Here is an 18,279-nt window from a genome sequence, read left to right on the forward strand (position 1 = left end):
CGCCTGTCCCTTGAGGCGGTGGTCGTGACGGTACGGTGAGTAGTTGAACACGCTGGACGACCACCTGACCCCCTCGGAACTCCGGCATCGGTAAGCTGACAAAGCTCGGTAAATGAGGTGTTATTCCCGGTGCGCGTACACGATTCGCTGATCGAGCTGATGGGCAACACTCCGCTCGTCCGGCTGCGCAAGGTCACCGCCGGCGTGCCGGGTCAGGTTCTGGCCAAAGTGGAATATTTCAACCCTGGCGGCTCGGTGAAGGACCGCATCGCGCTGCGCATGGTGGAGGCGGCGGAACGCTCGGGCGCGCTGCGCCCCGGCGGCACGATCGTGGAGCCCACCTCGGGGAACACGGGCGTCGGCCTCGCGATCGTCGCCCAGGACAGGGGCTACCGTTGCCTGTTCGTGGTGCCGGACAAGGTCGCGCAGGACAAGATCGCGGTGCTGCGGGCGTACGGCGCCGAGGTCGTCGTCTGCCCGACGGCGGTGGCGCCCGACCACCCCGAGTCCTACTACTCGGTCTCCGACCGGCTGGCCCGCGAGATCCCGAACGCCTGGAAGCCCGACCAGTACTCCAACCCGGAGAACCCGGCGAGTCACTACCACTCGACGGGGCCCGAGATCTGGGAGCAGACCGAGGGACGCATCACCCACTTCGTCGCCGGCGTCGGCACGGGCGGCACGATCAGCGGCACCGGGCGCTACCTCAAGGAGGTCTCCGGTGGGCGCGTGCAGGTCATCGGCGCCGACCCGGAGGGTTCGGTCTACTCCGGCGGGTCCGGGCGTCCGTACCTGGTCGAGGGGGTCGGCGAGGACATCTGGCCCGCCACCTACGACACCACGGTCGCCGACCGCGTGATCGCGGTCTCCGACAAGGATTCCTTCGGCATGACCCGCCGACTGGCCCGCGAGGAGGCGCTGCTCGTCGGCGGCTCGTGCGGCATGGCGGTCGTGGCGGCGCTCCGGGTGGCCGCCGAGGCCGGTCCCGACGCCGTCATCGTCGTCCTCCTCCCGGACGGCGGGCGCGGCTACCTGTCCAAGATCTTCAACGACGACTGGATGGCCGACTACGGCTTCCTCACCAGCCCGAGCGAGGAAGGGCTGGTCCGAGACGTGCTCGGCCGCAAGACGGCCGGCCTGCCCGAGTTCGTCCACGCCCACCCGCACGAGTCGGTGAGCACGGCCATCGCCATCATGCGCGAGTACAGCGTGTCGCAGCTCCCGGTCATGAAGGAGGAGCCGCCGGTCATGGCGGCCGAGGTCGTCGGCTCGATCGTCGAGCGCGACCTGCTGGAGGGCCTCTACCGCGGCAAGGTCTCCGGTGAGGACCCGATCCAGGACCACATGTCCGCACCGCTGCCGATGATCGGCGCCGGCGAGCCGCTCTCGGTGGCGATCGAGGCCCTGGAGAAGGCCGACGCCACGGTCGTCCTGGACGACGGCAAGCCCGTCGGCCTGGTCACCCGCCAGGACCTCCTCGCCTACCTCGCCAGCGGCACCGCCTAAAGAGGCGCCCCGTTAAGCACAGGGAACCAGGCGCGTACTTCCCAGGCACCGTCGGGGGCGGGGCCGGCGAACATCCGGCCGCCCACGGCGGTGACCCGCTCGCTCATGCCCACCAGCCCGAACCCGCCGCCGAGCCGTGAGAAGCGCGGGTCCGACCCCGACCGGTGGTTGCGTACGCGCAGTACGGCCCCGCCCTCGGCGTGCCTCAGGTCGGCCTGCACCCAGCGGGCGCCGGGGGCGTGCCGGCGGACGTTGGTCAGGGACTCCTGCAGGACGCGGTGCAGGGTGGTGAGCACCTCCGGGGCCATGGACGCCTCGCTGACGCCCTGGGCGATGTCGAAGGCGACCTGCGGCCCTCCGGCGGCGAAGCGCTCGACCAGCAGGCGCAGGTCGTTGAACGTGACCCCGGGGTTGCGCGCCGCGTCGTCCTCGGCGCGCAGCACGCCGACCAGCCGGCGCATGGACGTCAGCGCCTCCGACCCGGCCCCGGCGATCGCGTCGAGGGCGGGCACGACGGCGTCGGGCCGCTGCGCGGCGACGGTCCTGGCCGCCTGGGCCTGGACGACGATGCCGGTGATGTGGTGGGCGACGAGATCGTGCAGTTCCCTGGCCAGTTCCAGGCGTTCGGCCCTGCGGACGGCGTGGACGGTCTGCTCGCGGCGTTCGACCTGGTAGCGCAGGTAGCTGCCGATGCCCATCGCGACGGCCCAGAGGACGAACAGCATGAATCCCCACAAGACGGCCATGTTGTCGGGCGTGCGCAGGCCGCTGTTCAACTGCAGGGCGAACATCGACAGCACCGTGAGGACGACGGCGGTCCGCAGCGGGCGCACCCAGCGCAGGACGCCGACGGTCAGCAGCAGCAGGGCGCCGCTCTCGGCGAAGCCGGGGGAGCCGCGCCACCGGAGCGCGAACATGACGATCGAGACGGCCACCGAGATGGCCATCAGCAGCACGACGCCCTGGACGCGGAACCGCCGCCGCCACAGGTAGGCGCCGATGCCGACCAGCCCGATCAGGGGGACGGCGACCTGTCCGTAGCGCAGCAAGGCGGCGAGCGCGAAGTCGGCGAGCAGGAGCACCACGAGCCAGCAGACCAGCGCGATCTCGCTGATCCGCTGGATCCACCAGACGATCCGGGGGGCGTCCCTCACGGACATCGAGCGTAAACCGGACGGCGGACTACGGGATCGGCCATTCGGACGATCGGCCGATGGTCATCTCGAACTTCCTGGCGAGGCGCGACGGGTATCGCGGCGGCGATGCTGGATCGTGAATGGAGGGGAAATGACTGTCTTCGGTGTGATCCTGCTCATCCTCGGCGTGTGCTCGTTCGCCCTTCTGGCCCTGGCCGACCCCGTGCTCCTCTCGCGCGTCGGCCGCGGGGGGACGGGCGAGGACCTCTAGCGCCTCCCGGCCACGCCCGCCGCGTCCACTGCGTCCACTGCGTCCACTGCGTCCGCCGGGTCCACCGGCTCCGGGGAGGGAGCCGGTGCCGGCCTCATGGCCTCCGGGGCGGTGTCCGGCCACCACGCCCGCCCGCCGAGCGTCGCGGCCAGCCCCGGGACGATGACCAGCGCCAGCCCCGCGCCCCCGGCCGCCAGGCACAGGCCCGACAGGACGCCCGAGCCGCCCGCGGTCAGCGTTCCCGCGGCCAGCAGGGCGGCCAGGGCGGGCGGGCCCGCGTACTTGACCGCGAGCGCCGAGCCGGTCCGCGGGTCGCGACCGGCACGGGTGGCGGCGCGCACCCTGGCCAGGACGAGCACCGCCGACGCGACGCTCGTCACCAGGGAGAACATGAACACGGCGAGCTGCCGGCCCGGGTCGGCGGCGGCCGTCCCCGCGGCCCACGCGACCAGCAACCCGCCGGTGGTCACGTAGATCGGGGCGACGAGGCTCCGGAGCACGAGCGCGAGCACCAGCGCGACCAGCACCCCGGCGACCGCCATCACCGTGAAGGGCAGCGGCTCGGGCTCCAGCACCGGCCCGGTCGCCCCCATCGCGAGGATCAGCGCCGCCGTCACGGCCGTCCACGCGCCTGGCCGGGCGACGACGGCCCGTCCCAGCCGCGCGAGGGCGGTCGGCGGCCCCGTACGGCGCCGCCCAGGCCACGCCAGGGAGCCGCCCAGCACCGCCAGGACCGCCGGCACGAGGGTGAGGACGACCAGCATCTGGACCGCCGAGGTCAGCGCCAGGGACGGCCCGAGGCCGCGAGGCAGGGCGCCGAGGGGGAGGGCGGCGCAGGCGGCCATCCAGGCGGCCCCGGAGGTGGCGACGACCGCCCCCACCTGTTCGAGGGCGGTGACGACGGCCCGCGCGGGCGGCTCGGCCGCGTGCAGGCGTTCCCGGACGCGGTGGGCCAGCATCGTGGCGGACCCGGCGGCGGTGCCGTAGGCGAACACCTCGGGGGCCGGGGGCAGGCCGAGGCCGATGAGCAGCCCGGCGGACAGGCAGTGGACGGCGACCGCCGCGAGCACGGCCGTGAGCGCCGCGGCCGGGGATCTGAGCACGACGATCAGGACGAGGAGCGCCAGGACCGTCCCCGCCGCTCCTCCGGGGCCGGCGGGCAGGGGCCCGTAACCGCCGGGAAGGGCCTCGGGCCAGGTGACCAGCGCGGCGGCGAGCACCGCGAGCCAGGTGGCGAGCACCCAGCCGGCGCGGCGGGTGGTGAGCCCGCCGATGACGTCGAGCATCGTCTTGGTCCCGTCGTCGGCCGTCGCGGGCGGAAGCCGCCTTGACGTCCCCGACCGCGGCGATCATGTCCGTTTCATGACCGGTACGTTCACCACGATGACTCGACAATAAGGATGTTCCGCCCTCCTGCCATCGGACGATCGGCCGATCCAGGGCTCGTTCTTCCGCCGTAGGGGACCGAGCAGGGGCTCCTCCTCAGGATGGGGCGATAGCGTGTGTGCATGATAGAAGGTTTCGAGACATTGGCCGTTCACGCAGGCCAGGAGGCCGATCCGCATACCGGCGCGGTGGTGCCCCCGATCTACGCCGTGTCCACCTACAAGCAGGACGGCGTCGGCGGGCTCCGGGCGGGTTACGAGTACAGCCGCTCGGCCAACCCGACCAGGACCGCGCTGGAGGAATGCCTGGCCGCCATCGAGGGCGGCACGCGCGGCCTGGCGTTCGCCTCCGGCCTCGCCGCCGAGGACACCGTGCTGCGCGCGGTCTGCGCCCCCGGCGACCACGTCATCATCCCGGACGACGCCTACGGCGGCACCTACCGCCTGTTCGCCCAGGTGCTCTCGCGCTGGGGCCTGCTCTTCGACCCGGTCCCGCTGCACGACCTGGACGCGGTGCGCGCCGCCGTCCGTCCCGAGACCAAGGCCATCTGGGTCGAGACGCCCACCAACCCGCTGCTCGGCATCGCCGACATCGAGGCGCTGGCCTCGATCGCCCAGCAGGCGGGGGCGCTGCTGATCGTGGACAACACCTTCGCCTCGCCCTACCTCCAGCAGCCGCTGGCGCTCGGCGCCGACATCGTCGTCCACTCGACCACCAAGTACGTCGGCGGGCACTCCGACGTGGTGGGCGGCGCGCTGGTGGTCCGGGACCGCGACCTCGGCGACCGCCTCGCCTACCACCAGAACGCGATGGGAGCCGTCGCCGGGCCGTTCGACGCCTGGCTGACGCTGCGGGGCGTCAAGACGCTGGCCCTGCGCATGGAGCGCCACTGCGACAACGCCGAGCGCGTCGTCGACCTGCTGCTGTCGCACCCGCGGGTCACCGAGGTGCTCTACCCAGGGCTGCCGGGCCACCCGGGCCACGAGATCGCGGCCAAGCAGATGCGGCGCTTCGGCGGCATGGTGTCGTTCCGGGTCGCCGGCGGCGAGGAGGAAGCCGTGCGGGTGTGCGACCGCACCAAGCTGTTCACGCTGGGCGAGTCGCTCGGCGGCGTCGAGTCGCTGATCGAGCACCCGGGGCGCATGACCCACGCCTCGGTGGCGGGCTCCGCGCTGGAGGTGCCGTCCGACCTGGTGCGCCTGTCGGTGGGCATCGAGACGATCGGCGACCTGCTGGCCGACCTCACCGAGGCGCTGCGCGACTAGCGGCCGCCGTCGCGTCCCGGGCTCAGGGGTTGAACCAGACCATGAGCACGAGGATCACCAGCCAGATCAGTGCCGTGATCGACGAGAGCATGGCGATCCTGCCGGTCTGCACCTTGGCGTCGTCCTCGGGGGTCTCGCTCGACAGCACGCGTACGGCGGTGCGCTGGTCGCGTTCGATCATGACCAGCAGCACCGCCGCCACGATGAACAGCGTCATCGAGACGGACAGGTAGGGCTTGGCCAGGGCGCTGCGGCCCAGGGCGATCCCGAACAGGAACACCGCGAGCGTCAGGACGCCGAAGACGCGCGTGGTGCGGTGCAGGTGCCGGAGCACGCCGACGTCCCGGGCGCGGATATAGCGCGGCGTGAAGCTGGTGGCGACGGTCACCGGGCCGATCGCGAAGATCGCGAAGCCGATGTGCAGCCAGAGCAGAAGCTTGTCCAGGAACGACATGCCGCCGAGGCTATCGCCTGGGTGATCAGCCAGGGAACGGTCTCGGCCCAACCGCGGGCAATCTCACGACCGGGGGACGTCGTGCGCGCCCATGGCGGACTCGGCGATCTCGTCCGCCTCGTCCTGCTTGGGCGGGGTCTGCGCGTGGAACCGATTGTTGACGGTGAGTTCGAACATCGTGACGGTGAGGACCATCACGAGGAGGAGAGCGACCGCCGCGATCATGGCACCCTCCTTTCACGACAGGCGAAACGGCGGAACCGCCTCAGGGGGGCCGTCGTCGGCATACTGCCAATAAATATCCTCGGCGCTTGCATTTGGATAGGCAACCGATTAACGGTCGGCGGGCGCCTCGGAATGCCAGTGATTCCATCGTTCCCGGCACGCCGCAACGATAAGGGTGATTGTCCGCAAATCCGGCGTTGAGCAGGGCGGGGCAGGGGCGGCGGCCTCAGCGGGCGCGGCGGGACCGCAGGAAGTCGCTGACGACGTACTCGCCGAGCCGGTCGGCGCTCGGCGAGAACACGCGCCCGCCGTTGCGCCGGGCGACCTCGTCCACGAACTCCTTCAGGCGCTCGTCGGTGGCCAGCATGAAGACGTTGATCGTGGCCCGGCGCCGGGTCATCTTGTCGACCTCGGAGAGCGTCAGCTCCAGCGTCTCGCGGGACGGCGGCCACTCGAACCAGTAGCGGCCGTTGCGGGTCAGGTGGGCGGTCGGCTCGCCGTCGGTGACGACGATCACCACGGGCTCGAAGTCCGGGTGCCGGTCCAGGTGGCGTCCGGCGATGAGCAGGGCGTGGTGCAGGTTGGTGCCCTGGACCATGTCCCATTCGAGGCTCGCCAGCTCCTCGGCCTGGAGCACCCGGGCGTAGTTGGAGAAACCGATGATCTGCACGGCGTCCCCGGGGAACTTCGAGGCCACCAGCGCCTGGAGCGCCAGCGCGGTCTGCTTGGCGGGCGCCCAGGTCTGGCGCAGCGCCATCGAGTACGACAGGTCGACCAGCAGGCACACCGCCGCCGCGGTCCGGCGCTCGGTCTCGGCCACCTCGAAGTCGTCCACCGACAGCGACACCCGGCCGCCCGCGCCGCCGCGCCGCACGCCGTTGACCAGCGTGCGGACGACGTCGATGGGCTGCTCGTCGCCGAACCGCCACGGGCGCGAGGAGCCCGTCAGCTCCCCGGCCGCGCCCGCGTCCCGCTGGTCGTGGTCGCCCCTGCGCCCGGCGTCCAGGGAGTCGAAGACGCGCCGCAGGGCGGTCTCGCCGAGCCGGCGCACGGCCTTGGGCGTGAGCTCCAGCTTGCCGCGCTGGCGGCGCAGGTAGCCCTGGCGCTCCAGCTCGCGCTCGATCTGCCTGAGGGCCTCCAGGTCGTCCACGGCGGACCGGCCGAGGGCACGGCGGATCGCCGCCTCGTCCACGTCGTCCAGCCGGGCCCCGGGGTAGTCCTGCTGGAGGGCCGCCTCCAGGTCGTTCAGGTCGGCGAGCTCCTCCAGGGCGGTCACGGCGTCGCCCATGCCGAGGCCCTGCTCGCCGTCCATGCGCTCGGAGGAGTCCCAGTTGAGGTCGGGGCGGCGGGCGTACAGGGACTGGCTGAGGCGGGCCATCTGCTCGGCGAGGCCCGCGTCCTGGAGGGTCTGGTCGATCAGCGCCTGCAGTTCGGCACGCTGCTCGGGGGTCATGGAGGCGAGCATCCGCTGGGCGGCGGCGGCGCGGCGGGCGAGAATATCGATGAGTTCATCGAGGTTACGGGGATTTTCCGGAAAGAAATCCCGGTATTTCTCCATGAACTGCTCGAAATCATTTTGGGTGTGCTCGCCGCGCGCGTCCCGGTCGAGCATGTCGTTCAAATCCGACATCATCTGCCGAACCCGGTTCATCGCCTCCGGGTCTGGATTCGCCAGGGCTTCGCGCATGCCGCGGAACCGGCTGTCGAGCACCTCCCGGCGCAGCAGATCACGCAGTTCCTCGAACGTCTGCCGCGCCGCCGCCGAGCGCCACTCGTACGAGCCGAGCCGCTGGACGGCGCTCGCCGTGTCGGACGGCACCGAGTCCAGCTCGACCTCGCGCAGCCGCGCCTCGTCGGAGGGGTCGGGGAACAGCTCGGCGCGCTCCTGGCCGATGGCCTTGTCGAGCAGCGCGCGGGCGCGGTCGAGCGTGCCGGAGAGATTGCCCCGCTCGGACAGCTCACGGCGGCGCCTGCGCACCTCGCGCAGCAGCTCGTCCAGCCCGCGCCGGTCCGGGGCGCCGGGCAGGCCGCGCCGGAGCAGATCACGAAGGGAGTCGAGGGGGGTGGAGCCCTGCAGGATCGCGTCGCCCATCTCGTCGAGCGCGGCGCGTACGTCGTACGGCGGTGCCAGCGGATCGGGTCCGTCGTGGTACTCGCCGTATCGGTATCCGCTCATCACTTGGCAGCCTAATCGTCAGATGTCCGATGTGCGATGAAGTGACCGATCCAGGGAACGCCTCGCGGGGCGGCGTACCGAAGCCGGCACGCCGCCCGCGGGAAACGCGCCTCAGGTGCGGTAGACGGCCCCGCCGTCCACCTCGTCCTTGGACAGGCGCCGCATCAGGAAGAGGCCCTCCAGGGCGAACTCCAGCGCCGCGGCGGCGTGCCCCGGAGACTCGTCGCCCTCGCCCATGCCCACCGCGGACATGATCTTGGCGAGGCCGTTGACCTGGCCGATCCGCTGGAGCAGGTCGGTCGCGGTGGTCAGCTCGCCGGACTCGATCTGGACGCCCTCGGTGAACTTGTCCAGCAGCGCGGACAGGTCCATGCCCCCGAGCGTGCCCCGGAAGGTCTCGGCGACGGCGCGGCGCAGCAGGTGGGCGAGCACCTCGACCTCGCGGCCCTCCTCGCTGACCTCGAACTCGACCTTGCCGCGCAGGGTCGGGACGACGGCCGGAAGGTCGGCCACCCGGGTCACCGGACGCTCCTCGCCGGTGATCGCGGCCCGCCGTACGGCCGAGGCGGCGGCGGTCTCGGCGGCGGCGATGGCGAAGCGCGCCGAGACGCCCGAGCGTGAGTCCACCGCCGTGGACTCCCGGACCAGGCGGGTGAAGCGGGCGATGACCTCCACGATGTGGTCGGGGAGCTCGGCGCTCAGGCCCGCGCCGTCCTCGGTGGCGAGGGGGAGCCCGTTCTGGACCTTCCAGTTGAGGGCGGCCTCCTGGCGGATGAGGTCGAGCTCGTCCTCCAGCGAGATCGGGTAGTGGGTGCGGATCTCGGCCCCGAAGCGGTCCTTGAGCGGGGTGATGATCCGTCCGCGGTTGGTGTAGTCCTCGGGGTTGGCGCTGGCGATCAGCAGCACGTCCAGGGGCAGCCGCAGGTTGTAGCCGCGCACCTGGATGTCGCGCTCCTCCAGCACGTTGAGCAGGGAGACCTGGATGCGCTCGGCCAGGTCGGGCAGCTCGTTGACCGAGAAGACGCCGCGGTTGGTGCGCGGCACGAGGCCGTAGTGTACCGTCTCCGGGTCGCCGAGCGTGCGGCCCTCCGCGATCTTGATCGGGTCGACGTCGCCGATCAGGTCGCCGACGGAGGTGTCCGGCGTGGCGAGCTTCTCGCCGTACCGGTCCTCCCGGTGCCTCCAGTCGACCTCCAGGTCCTCGCCCCGCTCGGCCGCGAGCTTGACGCAGCGGACGCACGCCGGCGCGTACGGGTGGTCGTTGATCTCACACCCCTCGATCACGGGCGTCCACTCGTCGAGCAGGCCGGTGATCGTGCGGATCAGGCGCGTCTTGCCTTGGCCGCGCTCGCCGAGCAGCACCAGGTCGTGTCCCGCCAGCAGGGCCCGCTCAAGATGGGGGAGCACGGTCTCGTCGAATCCGACGATGCCCGGGAATCTGGGCTCGCCTGCGCGTAACCTGGCGAGCAGGTTCTCGCGGATCTCCGCCTTGACCGTGCGATAGGTGTGTCCACTTTCGCGCAGGTCACGCAGTGTGCGGGCCTGCGGGGTCTCACTTCGCGGTGTGGGCGATTCATGCACGGGAACGAGACTACGTCGCGGGGGAAGCTTGTGGCAGCTTATACACATTTCGGATCTTGACCATTGTGTGACGCTACGCGCGCGTCGTTACTCCCGTAGTGGGGAGAATCCGGCCAAGAGGGTCAAAACCCAGCGACACACAACGACTCGCGCGGAAGGGGAGGCGAGGCGTGTGGCAGTGCTGACGAGCCGGTTCGCGGACGGTCTCGCCGTGGGCTCCGACCTGGAAGCCGTCGCCGAGCAGGCGGTGCGCCAGGCGCTCTCCGGCCTGTCGGGTCCGCCGGACCTGGTGTGTTTCTTCATCTGCGGAGAGGACCCCGACGAGGTCTCCCGCGCCGGGCTGCGGGCCATGCGCATGGCGCCCGGGGCCCAGGTCATCGGGTGCAGCGCCACCGGCGTGATCGGCGACAGCCAGGGCGTCGAGCACACCTCGGCGGTCAGCGCCTGGGCGGCCAGTCTGGACGGCGCCCGCGTGACGACGTTCGTCCTGGAAACCCTGCGCATGGAGGATCGGTTCGTGATCATCGGTCTTCCCGACCGCGATCCGGACGACCGGGTGGCGATCCTGCTCGCCGACCCGTACAGCTTCCCCACCGACGCCTTCGTCGAGCACTCCTCCGACGTCCTCGGCGACCTGCCCCTGGTCGGAGGGCTCGCCAACGGCATGCGCGGCCAGGGCTCGGTCCGCCTGTTCGCCGGCGGCGAGATGTACACCGAGGGGGCGATCGGCGTCATGCTGAGCGGGCCCGTCAACGTGAGCACCGTCGTCAGCCAGGGCTGCCGCCCGATCGGCCCCACCATGGTCGTCACCCGCTCCGAGGACAACCTGCTGCTCGAACTCGCCGGCCAGCCCGCGCTCGCCCGCCTGGAGGACATCGTCAGCGGGCTCGACGAGGACGACCGGGAACTGGTCGCCTCCGGGCTGCAGATCGGCATCGCCATGGACGAGTACGCCGAGAGCCACGAGCGGGGCGACTTCCTGATCCGCGGCATCCTCGGCATCGACCCCGAACGCGAGGCCGTGGCCGTGGGCGACGTGCTCGACATCGGCCAGAGCGTCCGCTTCCAGGTCCGCGACGCCGCCGCGGCCGACGAGGACCTGTACGAGCTGCTCGACGCGCACGTCGAGGAGCGCGGGCGCATCGACGGGGCGCTGCTGTTCTCCTGCAACGGCCGGGGCGCCGCCATGTTCGGCAGTCCCGACCACGACGCGCTGGCGCTGCACGACACGCTCGGCCCGATCGGCATGGCCGGGTTCTTCGCGGCCGGCGAGGTCGGCCCGGTCGCCGGCCACAACCACGTCCACGGCTTCTCGGCGTCCATCCTGGTCTTCTCCAGCCGCCCGGACGGCCCCGGCGGCGAAAGGGCCGCGCGCCGCGTCTGACGCCCTGACGGTGCCGGGTTCGACGCCTTGATGACGTCGGGTCCGGCTGGTGGCGCCGGGTCCCGTCGATGGTGCCAGGTCCGATTGATGGTGCCAGGTCCGGCGCCGTGACGCCCTGAGGGCGCGAGGGCCTGACGCCCTGGTGACCGCCGTGCTCGCCCGGCATGTGATCCTGTACATCGCGGGCGCGCGGGTCCCGCGACGGAGTAACGGACGTTCCCGCTCCGGACGTCTGGGAGGCAGGGCTCAGGTGACGTACGACGCGGCGCACGGCGCGGGGATCACACGGAACGCGGACCCGGCGGACGGGTCCGGCGCGGTGCTGGCGGTCGACATCGGCGGGACGAAGTTCGCCGCCGCCCTGGTCGGCCCCACGGGGCAGATCATCGTGGCCGACCGCGTCGCCACCCCGCCCGGCGGCGACGCCGAGGCCCTGTGGGAGGCCCTGGCCGCGCTGGTGGACTCCGTCGTCCGGCGCGTGCCCGGCGCCGATCCGATCGGCGTTGGAATCGGCTGCGGCGGTCCGATGAGCTGGCCCGACGGCCACGTGTCCCCGCTCAACATGCCCGGATGGCGCCGCTTCCCGCTCCGTGACCGGCTCGCCGCGCGCTTTCCCGGCGTGCCGGTGCGCATCCACAACGACGCGATCTGCATGGCCGCCGCCGAGCACTGGCGCGGAGCGGGCCGGGGCAGCGACAACATGCTCGGCATGGTCGTCTCGACGGGCGTCGGCGGCGGCCTCATCCTGGGCGGCCGCCTGATCGACGGCGGCACGGGCAACGCCGGGCACATCGGGCACGTCGTGGTGGACCCGGACGGCCCGGCCTGCGAGTGCGGCGGCCGCGGCTGCCTGGAGGCCATCAGCCGCGGCCCCGGCCTCGCCTCCTGGGCCCTCACCCAGGGCTGGATCCCGGGCTCCGGCACGGAACCGGCAGGGCCGGACAGGCCGGACGTGGCACTGAAAGCGGTCGCGACGCCCGGCGTGGAGGCGGCAGCGGTCGCGACGCCGGGCGTGGGGGCGGCAGCGGCCGAGACACCGGGGGTGGGGTCTGACTTGGGAGCTGTGGCGTCCGAGGGGGTGGGCGCGCCTCGTGGGCCGGCGGCCGGAGGGTTGTACGTCGAGGCGGCGCGGGCCAGCGGCCGTCAGCTCGCCCTCGACGCCGCCGCGGGCGACCCGATCGCGCGAAGCGCCTTCACCCGGGCCGGCCGCGCGCTCGGCATCGCCATCGCCTCGGCGACCCACCTGTGCGACCTGGACCTCGTCACCATCGGCGGCGGCCTGTCCCAGGCGGGCCCGCTGCTGTTCGAGCCGCTGGAGCAGGCCCTGCGCGCGCACGTCCGCATGGAGTTCGCCGCCCGCGTCCGCGTCGTCCCCGCCGCCCTCGGCCAGGACGCCGGCCTGATCGGCGCCGCCGCCCTGATCCTCGCCGAGGACCACTACTGGACCGGCCCCTTCTGAGGCAGGCCTTGCCTGAGCCGCCCGACCAGGCGCCTCCGACGTCTGTCCGGCCGATGTGCGGCTACGGTCGTGGTCCGCGCGCTTCACGGCAGGGATGCCGGCTCTCTCCCAAGGGCGATCCGTGCGGGCGGTTGCGCGCCGCCGGTCGGACACGCCGGACGCCCTATCACGGGGACGAATGGGGTGGAACAGGCTGGTCGCCACAGGCGTCCTAATTAGACCGATTTATACCCTCATGCTGCGAAAAGTTCACCGGAGCTTTGGCGGTCTTTGCCTTTATCTGACCCGATTTGAGCGGAGATCCTGACGAGTGTCGTAACACCCCCGCAAGGAGGCTTCGTGCACACCCTGCAACGCCCCCGGCTCGCCTGGCCCGCGCGGCTCACCGTCCTGCTCGCCACCCTCATGTCCCTGACCTTCGTGGCGGGCGTCACCCCCGCCGACGCGGCGGTCTACAGCTCCTGCACCATCTCCCGCTGCTCCGACGCCCGCTACGCCGCGAGCGTCTGGTCGAGCAAGGGCTACCCGACCACCGCCGGCTGGTACACCTGGCCCGACGGCCGGTACAACTACACTGGCGGCACCTTCCAGAACCGGGAGGGTCAGCTTCCCGCTGGCGGCACCTACAACGAGTACGACGTGTACTCGCGGGCGCGCGGCGCCGCACGTGACGCGTACCGGATCGTCGTGAGCCGCAGCACCGGCGCGGTTTGGTTCTCCCCGAACCACTACACCGACTTCTACAGGCTCTAGGAACTTCCATGACATCCGCCGCACGTCCACTGCCGCACTGGCTGACGGTGTCCACCGCCCCGGCGCCCGCCGCCGGGGATCCCGGCCGGGGTCACGGCGACGTCGTGGACGGGCGCGCGTGTCGCACCCGCGCCGCCTTCTTCGAGGAGGCGGCGCGGGCTCTGCGCCTGCCCGGCTACTTCGGCCGCAACTGGGACGCCCTGGCTGACTCCTTCCGCGACCTGACCACCGCTGGCAAGGTCGCCCTGGTCATCGACCACGCCGAGGACCTCCTCGCCGACGAACCCCCCGCCCAGCTAGCCACCCTCCTCGACATCCTCGCCGAATCCGCCCAAACTGGCCTAACCACAACCCTCCACACCACCCCCGACGCCCAACCAACCCTCCACACCCGCCTCACCGCCGCCTTCAACTGAGGGCAGCCCGACCGCTCCCCCCGGCCCTGGGCGCTGATTCGCCGATGAGCGCTCGTCGGCTGTTGTAACGGTTTGCGGGCCTTCGTCCAAGCAGGTGTGTAAGCAGGCGGACGACGAAGGGAGTGAGGCCGGTGCGCCTCAGACAGGCCGGGCCGGGGGAGATGGCCGGCGATCCGGAGGCCTTCGAAGCCTTCTACCGGCGGCACATCGACGAGGTGACCCGATTCCTGGCCCGCCGCGTCGACGACCCCCACACGGTCGCGGACCTCGTGGCGGAGGTCTTTCTCGCCGCGATCGACTCCGCACACACCTACCGTCCCGCCCTGGGGAGCGAGACGGCCTGGTTGTACGGCGTGACGCGCAACACCCTGCTGGCCGAACGGCGGCGGGCCGCGCGGGAACTCCAGGCCGGGCGGCGCATCGCGGGCCGCCGGTTGCTGGAGGCGGACGACGTCGCGCGCCTGGAGGAACGGATCGACGCGGAGGCCTCGGCACGCGAGGCGCTCGACGCCATGCGCGAACTGCCGGAAGGCGAGCGGGCGCTGCTGGAACTGGTCGTGGTGGACCAGCTCACCCTCCCGGAGGCCGCCTCCGTTCTTGGTATCCGCCAGGGCACCGCCCGTGTGCGGCTTCACCGCGCCAGGCGGTCGCTCCGGCGCGTTCCCGGCGTCGTGCCGCCCCTCGTCATGGAAGGACTCAGATGAACGGCACTTTCGAGGACAAGCTGCTCGGAGAACTCAAGGCGTACATGGCCGCGGGGCCGCAGAGGGAGCACGCCCCCATTCGTCGCAGGGTCGGCAGGCTACTGCTGGCCGCAGGTGTCGTCGGGGTCGCCGCCGCGGCGGTGGTCGTCGTGCCCTGGGCGACCGGATCCGGATCGCCCGCCTACGCGGTGACGAAGAACGCCGACGGGTCGGTGACCCTCACCCTCCGCGAGTTCCGCGCCCCGGAGACGGTGGAGAGGGATCTGGCGGCCGCGGGGGTGCGCGCCGACATCGCCTATATGCCCCTGGGCAAGCGCTGTGACGTGAGCCGGTACCGGCCCCTGGACGCGGATCAGGCGAACTTGCCGACCAGGGAGGAACTGGAGAGCAAGGACCCCGGGGTACGGGCCAGGGTCCGCGAGAAGCTGGAGAGCAGGCCGTCCGGCAAGGCCGTGCGACTGTGGGACGGCATCACGATCTACCCCCGCCGCATCGCTCCCGGGCAGACGTTGGTGATCGACATCGCGGAGAATCCGCGAACGCCGACCGTCAGCGATCCGGGCGTCGAATGGCAGTTCAGCGCCGGGCTCACCGAAGGCCCGGTCCGGCCGTGCCGGCCGGTCGACGATCCGTCGGCGTTCCGCATCGGCGACGCGACGCCTCCGCCGGGAAGCTGATCTCGGTGCCGTCGTGCCGTGCGGCGTCCGGAAGGCGTACGGCACGACAGGGGCGGGCAAGCCCTCTCATGGGGTGACACACGAGGGCGGCCCGGTGGCGGTGGTCAGTGAGGCGGAGTGGGAGACTTCGGGCATGGCGCGCCCTGAGGTGACCTACGACGACGTGGTCGCCGCACGTGAGTTGCTGGACGGCGTGATCGTCCAGACACCGCTGTTGCATTCCCGGCTTCTGTCGGAGATGGCCGGCGGTCCGGTCTATCTCAAGTGCGAGAACCTCCAGCGGGCGGGTTCGTTCAAGGTACGCGGTGCCTATGTCCGGATTGCCCGGCTCAGCGAGGAGGAGCGGTCGCGCGGGGTCGTGGCCGCGAGCGCGGGCAACCACGCGCAGGGGGTCGCCCTGGCGTCCGGGCTGCTCGGATGCAAGGCGATGGTCTTCATGCCGCACGGCGCGCCGCTGCCCAAGGTGGAGGCCACACGCGCGTACGGCGCCGACGTGATCTTCGCCGGGTCCACGGTGGACGAGGCGCTGGCCGCCGCGCGGCAGCACGCCGAGGAGACGGGGGCGATCTTCATCCACCCGTTCGACCACCCCGACGTCGTGGCGGGACAGGGCACGGTCGGGCTGGAGATCCTGGAGCAGCTCCCCGAGGTCGGCACGATCACGGCGGCCGTGGGCGGCGGCGGGCTCGCCGCCGGGGTCGCGCTCGCGGTGAAGTCGATGCGTCCGGGGGTGAGAATCGTCGGCGTGCAGGCCGAGCGGGCCGCCGCGTACCCGGCCTCGCTCGCCGCCGGGCACCCCATCCTGGTGGAGCCGGCCTCGACCATGGCGGACGGCATCGCGGTCGGCCGTCCCGGCGACATCACCTTCGAGATGATCCACTACCTGGTCGACAGCGTGGTCACCGTCTCGGAGGAGTCGCTGTCGCGGGCCCTGCTGCTCTGCCTGGAGCGGACGAAGCTCGTGGTCGAGCCCGCGGGCGTGGCCGGGGTCGCTGCCCTGCTGGAGCTGCCCCGCGCCTTCGAGCCGCCCGTCGTGGTGGTGCTCTCCGGCGGCAACATCGACCCGCTGCTGCTCTCGCGCGTCCTACGCCACGGCCTGTCGGTCGCCGGGCGCTACCTCGCGTTCAGGATCCGCCTGCCCGACCGCCCCGGTGCCTTGGCCACGCTGCTCGCCCGCCTCGCCGACCTCGGCGCCAACGTCCTGGACGTCGGCCACGAGCGCGTGAACCCGCGCCTGCACCTGGACGAGGCCGAGGTCCTGCTCCACCTGGAGACCCGCGGCCCCGTCCACTGCGACGAGGTCCTCGCAGGCCTCCGCCGCTTCGGCTACAAACTGATCTTCAGCTAGATCCTTGACTTGGCGGATGTGAGGGCATATAGCCGTGTTCGCGGTCAAGCGGCGGCAATGATTTTGAGGGCGAGCGCTCGCAGCGGGGCGATCCTCGTACGAGCGGTCCCGTGATAGACGGCGTTGGTGCAGATGACCAGGTAACGACCCGTCTCCGGAGCCAGGTAGAGACTCGTGCCGGTGAAGCCGTGGTGATAGGCGATCCGGCCCCCTTCGATCAAGATCCACGACAGCCCGCGTTCAAGGCCCGGCTCGATCGTGGCCTGTGGAATCAGGCTCACCCGTAGCCAATCCCCCAAACTGGAGGTGGAATCTGTGTACGCGGTGAGCAGATGCACGGCGTAGGTGGCCAGGTCCACACCACTGGAGAAAACGCCGGCGTGCCCCGCAACGCCGCCCAGCAGCGCGGCGTTGTCGTCGTGCGCGGCGCCCCAAATGCGCGGGGCGCCAGGGATGCGTTCTTCGGTCGGCGCGACCTGTGGCGTGCGGGCGATGGGCCCAAAGGTGGTGAACGGCATGCCGAGGGAGTTCCACAGATCGTCGGTGATCTCGTCCAGTCGCCGCCCGTTGACGTGTGCCAGGGCCAAGCCGAGCAAGATATAACCACGGTTGATATACCGGTGAGCGCCGGGGGCGTCTTCGAGTGGTTCGCGGCACAGGAGTTCGTAGAGCGGCGCGTCGGCGCCGCGATACTGGTCCAGACGGGTGGAGGCCCGCAGGCCAGAGGTGTGTGCGAGTAGTTGACGTAGGGTCGCTTCACCGCTGGGCGCTTCGCCGTTCATCGCGGGCAGGGCGTCGCGGATGGGCGCGTCAAGATCGAGCAAGCCGAATTCGAGAGCAGACCCGATCAGGGGCCACGTTGCGACGACCTTCGTCAACGAGGCGATGTCGTATCTGGTGTGCTCGGTTGGCGTGAGGTCGCCGAGTTCGGGCGCTACTGTGCCGGCCGCTAGGACGTGCCGGTCCCCGGCGGCCGTGCCGTAGACCACGACACCGCCGGGAGTGGCGCCGAGAGCGACCACCTGGTGCAACATCTCGGCGAGCCGCGCCGTGTCGTTGGCGGTGAACGGTAGGGACATTCTCTAAGCCTCCGCATCGGTGGTGATGTCGGCGCCCAGCGCGACGAGGTTGGCCGGCAACCGGCCATAGCCGCGCCGCAAGTGGTACACCCCCCGGATCGTAGAGGTCCCCTCCGCTGCCAGGGTGGCGATCAACAGCGCCGTCACAGCCCGGATGTCGGCGGCCTCCACCTGGGCGGCGGTGAGCCGTACGGGGCCACGCACGTGGATCGTCGCGCCGGTTGAGGAGATGTCCGCGCCAAAGGCACGCAGCCCCGTGACGTGGGTATCGCGGCGGGGATAGACGCACTCGTGAAGTTGATGCGTCCGGGGTCAGGATCGTCGGCGTGCAGGCCGAACGGGCCGCCGCGTACCCGGCCTGATGGGCCTCGCCTTCGGCTCGGGCTGTGTTTTCCTGGGCCTGACGGCCCCATCACGCTTCGCGGCCTTCCCCCGGCTCATATGTGAAAGGGCCATGCC

The 18,279-nt window shown here is 71.5% G+C and carries 16 protein-coding genes and 1 pseudogene; 9 read left to right on the forward strand and 8 right to left on the reverse strand.

The window, feature by feature from the left end; translation table 11 throughout:
• The first annotated feature begins 129 nt into the window (after positions 1 to 129).
• Entirely contained in the window at positions 130 to 1,506 is a 1,377-nt protein-coding gene (locus AB0H21_RS21555) for a cystathionine beta-synthase (protein ID WP_358519148.1), read from the forward strand.
• Here the strand turns inward: AB0H21_RS21555 and AB0H21_RS21560 are convergent.
• On the reverse strand, positions 1,503 to 2,660 hold the full coding sequence (locus tag AB0H21_RS21560; RefSeq protein WP_358519151.1) for a histidine kinase: 1,158 nt from the start codon (positions 2,658 to 2,660) through the stop codon (positions 1,503 to 1,505). The genes AB0H21_RS21555 and AB0H21_RS21560 overlap by 4 nt on opposite strands.
• Positions 2,661 to 2,909: 249 nt before the next feature.
• Positions 2,910 to 4,199: an MMPL family transporter gene (locus AB0H21_RS21565; RefSeq protein ID WP_358519153.1), complete on the reverse strand. Its 1,290-nt coding sequence runs from the start codon at positions 4,197 to 4,199 to the stop codon at positions 2,910 to 2,912.
• A 222-nt stretch (positions 4,200 to 4,421) separates the two neighbouring features.
• Here AB0H21_RS21565 and AB0H21_RS21570 point away from each other — a divergent pair, with 222 nt between their 5' ends.
• Complete coding sequence (locus AB0H21_RS21570; protein WP_358519156.1) at positions 4,422 to 5,564, forward strand: cystathionine gamma-synthase; 1,143 nt, start codon at positions 4,422 to 4,424, stop codon at positions 5,562 to 5,564.
• Positions 5,565 to 5,586: 22 nt separating this feature from the next.
• Here the strand turns inward: AB0H21_RS21570 and AB0H21_RS21575 are convergent, their stop codons facing one another.
• The 4 genes from AB0H21_RS21575 to AB0H21_RS21590 all read right to left on the reverse strand — a co-directional run bounded on the left by AB0H21_RS21575 (position 5,587) and on the right by AB0H21_RS21590 (position 10,000).
• Positions 5,587 to 6,018 carry a hypothetical protein gene (locus AB0H21_RS21575; RefSeq protein WP_358519157.1) on the reverse strand — a complete coding sequence of 144 codons (432 nt, stop codon included), beginning with the start codon at positions 6,016 to 6,018 and terminating at the stop codon, positions 5,587 to 5,589.
• 63 nt (positions 6,019 to 6,081) lie between these two features.
• Positions 6,082 to 6,243, reverse strand: a complete 162-nt coding sequence (locus tag AB0H21_RS21580) for a hypothetical protein (protein WP_358519160.1) — start codon at positions 6,241 to 6,243, stop codon at positions 6,082 to 6,084.
• Between the two features lie 226 nt (positions 6,244 to 6,469).
• On the reverse strand, positions 6,470 to 8,419 hold the full coding sequence (locus AB0H21_RS21585) for a hypothetical protein (RefSeq protein ID WP_358519162.1): 1,950 nt from the start codon (positions 8,417 to 8,419) through the stop codon (positions 6,470 to 6,472).
• A 111-nt stretch (positions 8,420 to 8,530) separates the two neighbouring features.
• Positions 8,531 to 10,000, reverse strand: coding sequence for a sigma 54-interacting transcriptional regulator (locus tag AB0H21_RS21590; protein WP_358519164.1), 1,470 nt, complete (start codon positions 9,998 to 10,000; stop codon positions 8,531 to 8,533).
• Positions 10,001 to 10,172: 172 nt separating this feature from the next.
• Here AB0H21_RS21590 and AB0H21_RS21595 point away from each other — a divergent pair, with 172 nt between their 5' ends.
• The 7 genes from AB0H21_RS21595 to ilvA all read left to right on the forward strand — a co-directional run bounded on the left by AB0H21_RS21595 (position 10,173) and on the right by ilvA (position 16,741).
• On the forward strand, positions 10,173 to 11,384 hold the full coding sequence (locus AB0H21_RS21595) for an FIST N-terminal domain-containing protein (RefSeq protein WP_358519167.1): 1,212 nt from the start codon (positions 10,173 to 10,175) through the stop codon (positions 11,382 to 11,384).
• A 250-nt stretch (positions 11,385 to 11,634) separates the two neighbouring features.
• Entirely contained in the window at positions 11,635 to 12,843 is a 1,209-nt protein-coding gene (locus AB0H21_RS21600) for an ROK family protein (RefSeq protein ID WP_358519170.1), read from the forward strand.
• 339 nt (positions 12,844 to 13,182) lie between these two features.
• Complete coding sequence (locus AB0H21_RS21605) at positions 13,183 to 13,596, forward strand: ribonuclease domain-containing protein (protein ID WP_358519173.1); 414 nt, start codon at positions 13,183 to 13,185, stop codon at positions 13,594 to 13,596.
• A gap of 8 nt (positions 13,597 to 13,604) precedes the next feature.
• Positions 13,605 to 14,012: a barstar family protein gene (locus AB0H21_RS21610; RefSeq protein ID WP_358519175.1), complete on the forward strand. Its 408-nt coding sequence runs from the start codon at positions 13,605 to 13,607 to the stop codon at positions 14,010 to 14,012.
• Between the two features lie 131 nt (positions 14,013 to 14,143).
• Positions 14,144 to 14,716, forward strand: a complete 573-nt coding sequence (locus AB0H21_RS21615) for an RNA polymerase sigma factor (protein WP_358519177.1) — start codon at positions 14,144 to 14,146, stop codon at positions 14,714 to 14,716.
• A complete protein-coding gene (locus AB0H21_RS21620) occupies positions 14,713 to 15,393 on the forward strand; it encodes a hypothetical protein (RefSeq protein WP_358519180.1) in 681 nt (226 codons plus the stop codon). Before AB0H21_RS21615 ends, AB0H21_RS21620 begins: the two co-directional genes overlap by 4 nt.
• 133 nt (positions 15,394 to 15,526) lie before the next feature.
• Positions 15,527 to 16,741, forward strand: a complete 1,215-nt coding sequence (gene ilvA / locus AB0H21_RS21625; protein WP_358519183.1) for a threonine ammonia-lyase — start codon at positions 15,527 to 15,529, stop codon at positions 16,739 to 16,741.
• A gap of 44 nt (positions 16,742 to 16,785) precedes the next feature.
• On the opposite strand, the gene AB0H21_RS21630 is transcribed toward ilvA, so the two are convergent.
• Both AB0H21_RS21630 and AB0H21_RS21635 read right to left on the reverse strand, forming a co-directional pair.
• Positions 16,786 to 17,820, reverse strand: coding sequence for a serine hydrolase domain-containing protein (locus AB0H21_RS21630; protein ID WP_358519185.1), 1,035 nt, complete (start codon positions 17,818 to 17,820; stop codon positions 16,786 to 16,788).
• 3 nt (positions 17,821 to 17,823) lie between these two features.
• Positions 17,824 to 18,108, reverse strand: a pseudogene (locus AB0H21_RS21635) (UDP-N-acetylglucosamine 1-carboxyvinyltransferase); the annotation flags it as partial.
• Positions 18,109 to 18,279: the final 171 nt, after the last annotated feature.

Origin of the sequence: Sphaerisporangium sp. NPDC051011 (assembly GCF_040653595.1) — a bacterium.
GTDB lineage: Bacteria > Actinomycetota > Actinomycetes > Streptosporangiales > Streptosporangiaceae > Sphaerisporangium.